Here is a 7,694-nt window from a genome sequence, read left to right as displayed (position 1 = left end):
GCTGGTGCGGGTCGAGTCGCCCGGCGCCGCCGGCGGTCGATCAGGGAACCTCGGTGCCCGAACCAGGGAACCTCAGTGCCCGAAGCTGAACCAGTTGACGTTCACGAAGTCGGCGGGCTGGCCGCTGGTGAAGGTCAGGTACACGTCGTGGGTGCCGGTGACCGCGCTGATGTTCGCCGGAACCGTCCGCCAGGACTGCCAGCCGCCCGTATTGGCCAGCGCGAAGCTGCCGACGGGAGTGCTGGTACGGCTGTCCAGGCGTACCTCGACCAGACCGCTGACGCCCCCGGCGGCACCGCTGGCGACCCGGGCGTTGAACTGCGTGGCCGCCGTCGAGCCGAAGTTGACACCCTTGTACAGCGCCCAGTCGCCGTTGGCGAGCGAGCCGATGTCCTGGCCGCCGCCGGCGTCGGTCGTGGTCTCGGGGACGACACCGGACTGGCTGTCGTAGGACTCGGCCTGGACGGCGCTGTAGGCGTCACGGTTGCCGGTGGGCGGAGGTGTGGTACCGCTCCCACCGCCCGTCGACTGGAGCACCTGCACATAGTCCACGACCATCGGGTGGCCGGGCTGGGTGTCGTTGTCGAGCCCGCCGCCGAACGCGTCGGGGAAGCCGCCGCCCATCGCCACGTTCAGGATGACGAAGTAGCCGTGGTTGGTGGCGTTGGCCCACGTCGTCGCGTCGACCTGACTGGCCGTGACGGTGTGGTAGTTGACGCCGTCGACATAGAAGCGGATCGCCTCGGGGCTCACCGAGCGGTCCCACTCCATGGTGTAGGTGTGGAAGCCGGACTGACAGGTCGTGTTCGGGCAGGCGACGGAGTTGCCGATGCCGGTGGTCTCGTTGCACGGGCCGCCCGGGTTGGTGCCGCAGTGCATCGTGGCCCAGACCTTGTTCAGACCCTGGACGTTCTCCATGATGTCCAGCTCGCCGACGGACGGCCAGTTCTGGTAGTTGCCCCGGTAGGGCGAGCCGAGCGCCCAGAACGCGGGCCAGTAGCCCTCGGCCGCGGTGCCGGTGACGTTGGGCATCTGGATGCGGGCCTCGACGCGCAGCTTGCCGCCGGCCGGGGGCTGGAAGTCGGTCCGCGTGGTCTCGATGCGGCCCGAGGTCCAGCGTCCGGCGGAGTCGCGCAGCGGTGTGATGCGCAGGTTGCCGCTGCCGTCGAGCGAGACGTTGCTGGTGCTCGACGTCATCGTCTCGACCTCGCCCGTGCCCCAGTTGGCGGCGCCGCCGGGGTACGAAGTGCCGGTGTCGTACTGCCAGTTGGCGGTGTTGACGCCGGTTCCAGCGGTTCCGTTGAAGTCGTCGAGGAAGACCTGGGTCCAGCCCGAGGGGGCGCCGGGCGCGGAGGCGTTGGCGGGCAGGGTGGCGGCGGTGGCGGCCATCGCCCCCAGGCCGAGGGTGCCGAGGACGGCGACGAGGGCGCGCCGGACGGGGCGCCGCCTCCCGGGCATGCCGGAGGTTTGGCTCATGGGGGGCCTCTCGGTACGGAGTGGGGTGCGCGGGTGTCGGGGAGCGCTCCCGGGGTTCTTGAGAGCGCTCTCAAAGTGCGGCCAATGTGCTCCCTGGCACGTCCGTCGTCAAGAGGTGAAACCGAGAAAATCCTTACGGCGCAGGTGAGTTAACCCTATGAATGCGTGAATGTGCCGTGGCGACTGGGCAGTTGGGGCGTCGCGGAGTCACTGTTCCGGCGCGGGTGGCCGCGGGCCGCCGCCGCGTACCGGTGTCAGAGCGCGCTCCCGGCCTTCCAGTCCGCCCAGGAGAGGTTCCAGCCGTTGAGGCCGTTGGCCGGATCGACGGTCTTCTCGCCGGAGTTCTTCACGATCACGACGTCGCCGAGCATCGAGCTCTCGTAGAACTTGTATCCCGCGACGGCCGGATCGTCCGCGCCCTTGGTGTCGTGCAGGCCGACGCAGCCGTGACTGGTGTTGCTGCTGCCGAACACCGAGGTGGCGGCCCAGTAGTTGCCGTGGATGAAGGTGCCGGACGTGGTCAGGCGCTGGGCGTGCGGGACGTCCGCGATGTCGTACTCGTCACCGAGCCCGACCGTCGAGGACTCCATGCGGGTCTGCCGGAACCGCTCGCTGATCACCATGATCCCGGACCAGGTGGTGTGCTCGGCGCTGCCGCCCGAGACGGGATAGGAAGCGAGGGCCGCTCCGTCCCGCTTCACCGTCATCCGCTTCGCGGCGAGGTCGACCGTGGTGATCTGCTCGCGGCCGATGTGGAAGACGACGTCCTTCGACTGGACGCCGTAGACGCCGTCCCTGCCCTCGACGTCCTTGAGCCGCAGACTGAGCGTGATCTTCGTGCCGGGTGCCCAGTACGTCTGCGGCCGGAAGTCGAGCCGGGTGTCGCCGAACCAGTGGCCGACCACCTCGACGGCGGGCTCGGCGGTCACCGTGACGGCCCGCTCCACGGCGGCACGGTCCGCGACCGCGTGGGTGAAGGTCAGGGACACGGGCATGCCGACGCCCGAGGTGGAGTCCGCCTCGGGCGTGTAGTAGCCGACGAAGGTCTCGCCGGGCGACTTCGTGGTGAACGTCGTGCGCTGCGCGGCGGCGCCCGCCGCCTGCGCCGAGACCGTGTACCTGGTGCCGGAGTACGGGTTCTGCGCCGAGGTCCACCGGGTCTTCGCGGCGTCGAAGGAACCCTCCAGGGTGGAGCCGTCGTTGCCGGTGACCGTCACGGCGGTCAGGGTGCCGTCGGTCACGGTGACCTCGACCGGGCTGGTGAACGCGGCCTTCCTGGTGCCGTCGGCGGGCGTGACCGAGACGGCCGGCTGCCTCGTCGCGACGGCCTTCACGGTCGCGGCTGTCGTCGCCCCCGCCGAGGCGTCCGCCGACGCGCTGCTGCACCCGGTCAGCACACCGCCCGACACCGCGCCGAGGGCCCCGAGGACCCCGCGCCGGGTCCACTTCTGCGGCAACTGCCCGGACGGGTTCGATATGTGCGAGACGCCCACGGTTGGCCTTCCTGAGATGTCCACGTATGCGCGTGCATCCTGCGACCGCCACCTGGGTACGCCCTTTGAATTCCCTTCCGGCACCTGAGATTTCGGTGAGGATGTGCACTCGCTAACCTGTCGTGGTCGCGTCCGGACCACGACAGGGGAACCATGAGTCTGCGCCGTAACCGTCTGCTGCCCGTCTGCGCCGCCCTCGGCGCCGTGGCCCTCACCGCCTGCTCGGGCTCGGGAGGCTCGGGCGGATCGGCCGCGGACAAGGGCGAAGGGGACACGGGCGGAGTGATCTCACTCGCGGACGCGAAGGGTGTGCTGGGCACCTACGTCGAGGTCAACAACGCGGCGAACGCCACGCAGGACGGAGAGAAGACCGCGACCGTGGAGAGCGGTGCGCTGCTCTCGCAGAGCAAGGCGTCCTTCCACCAGTACCCGGCGTGGACGAAGAAGGAGCAGGCGGAATCCGAGGAGCCGTTCTCCTATCCGGCCGAGGGCGCCCGCTTCTACATCCCCGCGAAGGGGTCCGCCGACTTCTTCATGGTGGACACCCGTGTCACCGGCAAGGGCATCGCCGAGGGCCGCCGCAGGCTGGTGGCCTTCAAGCAGGTCGCCGAGGGCTCGGCCAAGGGCGGCAAGGCCTGGAAGGCGGTCGCCGTCGGCGAGATCACCGCGGGGCTGCCGGCCGTCGCCGAGGACGGCGACGGGCTGGCCACCCCGGTCGCGGCGACCGACCCGGTGGGCGCGGTGAAGCCGGGCGACCTGGTCGGACTCTCGCAGGACTTCTATGTGACCGGCGGCAAGCACGCGGCGGGCACGTTCGCCGAGACGGACTCCGTCAAGGCGTGGAAGAAGGCTTACACCAACCGAGCGGCCTTCAAGGACCACTGCGTGGACGGCGAGTACAAGGCGGGCACCGGCGGTGCCGACACGGCGTACGGGGTGAAGACCGAGGACGGCGGCGCCCTGGTCCTCTACGACTTCGGCTACCAGTACCAGAACTGGGGCAAGGCCGAGTGCGCGGGCAGCGACCTGCATCTCGACGATCTGCCCGTCGTCTCCAAGATCTACCTCCAGGGCCGGACCACGGTCCTGAACCTCACCCGCATCGACTCCGTGATGGCCATGGCCGTGGTCCCGCCGTCCGGGAAGAAGATCCGCGTCACCGGCTACCGGGACCAGCTCACCTACGCCCAGTGACCACCGCGGGTTCCGGTCCGCCCGGCTCCCGGGCCGTCGCTGACGTCGCTGCCGTCGGGGCCGGTACGGCGGCGGGCGGCGAGGGCCGCTGCCGGTCCTCCGGGCGCCAGCCCAGGGCCCGCGAGATGCCGAGGGCCGCCAGGCGTACCGCCGGTGTCAACGCCGGTACCTGGGCCTGGGATTCGGGTACGACCACGGACACGGCGGCGAGCACGGCGCCCTCGGGGCCGCGCACCGCGGCCGCCACCGACAGCGCGTCGACGGTGACCTGACGACTGCTCACCGCGACCCCGGTCCGGCGCACTTCGGCCAGCTCGCGCCGCAGACGAGCCGGATCCGTGACGGTGTACGGCGTGAAGGACGCCAACGGGCCCGCGCAGTAGCGCTCCTGGAGCTCCGGCCCGCCATGGGCCAGCAGCGCGAGCCCGACACCGGTGGCGTGCAGCGGCCAGCGCGCGCCGACCCGGATGTGCACCCCGACCGAGGAGTGCCCGGACAGCCACTCGATGTAGACGACCTCCGCACCGTCCCGCACCGCGAGCTGCACGTTCTCGTGCGTCGCCTCGTACAGGTCCTCCAGGTACGGCAGGGCGACCTGGCGCAGGGCGAGCCCGCGCGGCGCGAGGGCCGCGACCTCCCAGAGTCTGAGCCCGATGTGGTAGACGCCGGTCGCGTCGCGTTCCAGCGCGCCCCACTCGGCGAGCGCCCCCACCAGCCGGTGCGCCGTGGTCAGCGTCAGCCCGGCACGCCTGCTGATGTCGGTGAGGGACAGCGCCGGATGCTCGTGGTCGAACGCGGCCAGCACCGCGAGCAGGCGGTCCGGCGCGGACCGGGCGCCGGTCACGGCCGGCCGTCACCGCCCGCCCGGTGCGGCGGGCGGCCCGGGGCGGTGTGCGGTGGGCGCATCCACGGCTCCCGGGTGTCGACGGGAACGGGGTTCCGGGCCTGCCGGGAAGCGCGGCCGGGCCCCGGCGGGGCGGTTGTGCGTGCCGGAGCCAGTCTGGCCCACCCGCCCGGGCGGCATCAACAGGCGAGACCCCGTCCCCGCGTCTGCGGCATGATCCGCCGGACAGGCCCTAGCGCGCGACGTCCACGAAGACCGGGTTCGAGTAGAACCAGGTGTCGGCCCACGGGTCTCCGTCCCCCGGGGGGTGCGGGACCGGCCCGTGCGGGTCGACGGAGGCGCCCAGGTAGCCGGCCCCGTTGCGGTTGCCGTCGCTGCCGCGCAGCCGGACGTAGAAGGACTCGTCGCCCGCCCGGAGCGGGACGCGCAGGGTGTACGTCCCCCTGCGGCCCGACACGTCCGCCGTGTGGACGACCCTGGTGTCGGGCGCCCGCCAGACGTCCCGGTCGGCCACCGGGCCGCGCACCGCGCCCCGCACCACGTCGACGTGCGCCAACCGGGGCAGGATTCCCTGCGGGTTGGCGCGGGAGGCGGTCGTCACCGTCACGTACAGCGTGATCCGCTCGCCCGCGCGCACCCGCAGCCGCCCGCCGAGGGTGACGCCCCGTCCGGCGTCGCCGTCCCGCCGCACCCGCACGTCGAGGCCGTCCAGCAGATGCCCGTGGTCGAGCCAGACCCGGCCGGCGCGCAGGCCCGCCATCACGGCCCGGTAGCCGTAGCGGGTCACGCCCACGTGCGTGCGGCTGAACTCACCCGGCCAGAAGTCGCTGCCCGGCTGCGGGGTGTCGGTGTTCACCGGATCGGGCAGCCGGCCGGTGGTGTCGAAGTTCTGCCCGGCCGGCCAGTCGCCGTTCCTCCAGGTGTCGAGGACGGTCCGGTGGTTGTCGGAGTTCGTGGTGATCGAGAACAGCCGCCCCTCGGCCAGCATCGAGTCCCACAGGCCGCCCACGGTCGCGGTCGCCCAGTCGAAGCCGCCGTACGTGAGGTAGGCGTCCGCCGGGTAGCCCGCGTGCGACTGCGCGGAGGGCTTGTTCTCGTACTCGCCCCGGATGGAGGTGCTGCCGCGCAGGCCCGGGAGCGCCGCTCCCTGGGCGCCGGGCGCCCCCTCCATCCCGATCATGATCTCGGGGGCCGCGTCACGCCAGTTGCGCAGCTCGTGCGGGGAGTCGATGCCCAGGCGCAGCGGATGGTTGGCGAGGACGAGTACGTCGTCCACGTACCCCGTGCGCCGCTGCTCGGCCAGCCACTTGACGGCCGCGACCGCGTGCGCCTCGTTGCGGGCGGTGTCCGCCGCCCCGGCCGCGCCCTCGGTGTAGTTCAGGAGCTTGCCGTCGTAGGCGAGTTCGAAGCGGGTGAGCAGGTCCACCTCGTTCGGGCCGGGGGCCGCGAACACCGTGCAGTGCTCGGCGGCCGGGATGTACCACTCCAGGCCCTGGAAGATGAGCTGACGCGGGTTCGCGGCACGGGCCTCGAGGATCTCCTGGTGCTCCAGCGCGGCGCCGTAGCGGGCGTGCCCGAAGTTGGCGTGCTCGTTGAAGACCATCCAGTCCAGCCCGAACGCGGCTGCGGCCTCGGCCTGTTGGGAGAACGTGTACTTCGCGTCGTGGCTGTACACGGAGTGCACGTGGTGGTCGCCGACCAGATAGGCGAGACACGGGTCGTCGCCGCCGGGTGCCCGGTGACCGGCCGATGCCGATGCCGGTGCGGCGGCTGCCGGTACGGTCGCCCCGCCGAGCGCGAACGCGGCGCCGAACAGACCCGCGCTGCGCAGGAGCCGCCGTCTGGACACGCCCTGGGCGTCGAGGTCGGCGGGGGAGACGGCCGGATCCGCCCAGACGGGCAGCTTCTGCTCGGTCATGGTGCTCTCGGGCTCCTCGTGGGATGTGGGGGGGGCGGGCGGTCGTGCGGCGGGTGCCGGGACGCGGGTCGGCGCGTCACCGGCGATGTGTCACGGGCGGCGCGTCAGCGGCGGGGCGTCACGGGCGGGGCGGACGGGCACGTCGTGCGGCGCCGAGCAGCGCTGTGGCCCTCAGCAGACCGCGCCGTCCGGCACCGGCCCGCGCGGACCGCCGGTGGCCCAGTTCGGCCGTGCCGGCGTACTCCGCGACCGCGGCGACCCGTACGCCGTCCCGGTCGGCCGGCACCAGCCTGCGCACCAGCGATCCGAGCCGCACCGCCGCCCGGCGGGTCACCGATCCGTCCGGCTCGCCGTGCCGGGCGGACGCCCGCAGCAGGGCCCGTACGGCGGAGGCCCTCGGCAGGGGAGGGGCGAGCGGACCGTCGCCGCCTGCCCGCAGTGCTCCGCGGCGCGGCACCGGCCGCCACGGCCCGGCGTCAGGCCGGGGCTCCGGCTCCGGCTCGGCCGCGAACAGGTGCAGCCGTGGGGCGCACACCTCGCTGCCGCGCGGTGCCCCCGGCCGGTCCTCGGCCGTGGTCAACCGCAGCGTCAGCCAGGCCTCGCCGCCGTCGCGCGGCAGCGCGAACGGCAGCGGCACGGCGGCCGTCCCGCCCGGCCGCAGCGCGGGCAGCGAGGCCGGCCCGGTCAGCGTCCGGCCGTCGGCCGCGCCGTCGGCGACGCTGGAGATGTTCCCGACGGCGCTGCGGTCGAGCGGTATCGGACTGCCGTA

6 protein-coding genes are annotated in these 7,694 nt (G+C 72.8%); 1 reads left to right on the top strand and 5 read right to left on the bottom strand.

The features are described 5' to 3' along the window. Positions 1-72 precede the first annotated feature (72 nt). A complete protein-coding gene (locus ABT085_RS41155; protein WP_351620603.1) occupies positions 73-1,476 on the bottom strand; it encodes a glycoside hydrolase family 16 protein in 1,404 nt (467 codons plus the stop codon). Positions 1,477-1,730: 254 nt separating this feature from the next. Beyond that, positions 1,731-2,969, bottom strand: a complete 1,239-nt coding sequence (locus tag ABT085_RS41150; protein WP_351620600.1) for a L,D-transpeptidase — start codon at positions 2,967-2,969, stop codon at positions 1,731-1,733. A gap of 153 nt (positions 2,970-3,122) precedes the next feature. Between ABT085_RS41150 and ABT085_RS41145 the strand changes: the two genes are divergently transcribed. After that, on the top strand, positions 3,123-4,163 hold the full coding sequence (locus tag ABT085_RS41145) for a DUF8094 domain-containing protein (protein ID WP_351620597.1): 1,041 nt from the start codon (positions 3,123-3,125) through the stop codon (positions 4,161-4,163). Here ABT085_RS41145 and ABT085_RS41140 read toward each other — a convergent pair. The 3 genes from ABT085_RS41140 to ABT085_RS41130 form a co-directional block, all read right to left on the bottom strand. After that, entirely contained in the window at positions 4,147-5,007 is an 861-nt protein-coding gene (locus ABT085_RS41140) for an IclR family transcriptional regulator (protein ID WP_351620594.1), read from the bottom strand. The genes ABT085_RS41145 and ABT085_RS41140 overlap by 17 nt on opposite strands. Positions 5,008-5,239: 232 nt before the next feature. Continuing rightward, entirely contained in the window at positions 5,240-6,925 is a 1,686-nt protein-coding gene (locus tag ABT085_RS41135; protein WP_351620591.1) for a PHP domain-containing protein, read from the bottom strand. A 118-nt stretch (positions 6,926-7,043) separates the two neighbouring features. Further along, on the bottom strand, positions 7,044-7,694 hold a 651-nt coding region (locus tag ABT085_RS41130; RefSeq protein WP_351620589.1), incomplete at its 5' end, for a DUF4981 domain-containing protein.

This window comes from Streptomyces sp. NPDC002265 (assembly GCF_040296125.1).
Lineage (GTDB): Bacteria > Actinomycetota > Actinomycetes > Streptomycetales > Streptomycetaceae > Streptomyces.
The sequence above is the reverse complement of the archived record's forward strand: the minus strand, read 5'-3'. Positions and strand labels throughout refer to the sequence as shown.